The organism is Moorena sp. SIO3I6, assembly GCF_010672095.1.
Map to the genome: position 1 here is coordinate 1 of NZ_JAAHHU010001544.1, position 1,174 is coordinate 1,174.

A 1,174-nucleotide genomic window follows, 5' to 3' on the forward strand; every position below is an offset into this window, starting at 1 on the left:
GGTTAGAGCTGGTAACGAGAGTCATTCCAACCATAAATTGGGTCTTTTGACTGCTCTTTTTGGCGATTTTTTCTGATCTGAGTTGCTCTAATCAGGGTTTGCTTGACAATACTGACCAGGTTATACCATGTTATGTTCTGATTTTTGAGTAATTCCCGGATTTCTTGCAGAGCCAGTTTAGCGGCTAGAGATTCGGTGTCTTCTTCTGGTCTGATTGGTGTACAAACCCTGATCGGGTCTCGTTGCACGGCAGCAAAGGCTTGACGCACAGTAGTGCTAATCTGCTGCCTTAGTTTTTTGTTACCCTTTAACTGCTGCTGACGCCTCCCCTCTTCACTGGAAGCATACAGCGGTGGTAAACGATTGAGGGCGTAGGTAGCCACTTCTACCTGGTTGATATACTTAGCTAGCTTTGGAGAAAGTCGAGACTTTTGACGCTCTACTTCCTGAGTCACTAAGATTTCCATGACATTTTGATATGTTATTGCTTGATGTAATCGATGTGCTTCCATGACTTAACCAGTTAGATATTGCAATAAATAAAAAATCCTTGACGAGTGGCAAGATCAAAGATGGCAAGGTGAAAGACATTTTGTTTTACCTACGCAAGAACCAGCTCGTCAAATACCCTAATTGGGGTTACCATTTCTTAGTAACCCCTTTTTTGAACTCCTGTTGGATTAGCTTTGAGCTTCTACTACTGTAGTGAAGCTCTTTTAGATAGCTGTTATGTATCCTCTCAGGAACTCTAAACAATAGCTCTTTAGTATTTTTTTAGATTTGAGCTTAACCCCACACCTGGCCAGGGGAATCTGGTACTCACAATAATAACTCATCTTTTTGTTTCCGCCTATGATATATATCACAGGCAAAAGCCATGGTTGCGATCGCAATCCCAATGGTGAACCAGTCGCATTTTGTATAAATCTAGTACTAATTACTAAGTACTCAGGTCTTGATCAGAGTTTTTACTTATTACAAATTACCTAGGATGGCTAGAGCGATAATTATGTGTTATAATTAAAGGGTTTGGTTATTTTTTTTGACGACGCTGGATAATCTTTTCAGATACTTCTAAATCGACCTGGACTTTTCTAATTGCTAAGTCTGCGGGTAATCCTCTGAGATACCAGCGGTATACCTTGGCTAAGGTAGATTCATCGGCTTCAGCCAT

Annotated in this window: 1 protein-coding gene; it reads right to left on the minus strand. The window is 40.8% G+C overall.

Annotated elements, in window-relative coordinates; all coding sequences use genetic code 11:
• Positions 1–2 precede the first annotated feature (2 nt).
• Positions 3–512: a late competence development ComFB family protein gene (locus F6K49_RS51055; protein WP_293110566.1), complete on the minus strand. Its 510-nt coding sequence runs from the start codon at positions 510–512 to the stop codon at positions 3–5.
• Between the last annotated feature and the right edge of the window lie 662 nt (positions 513–1,174).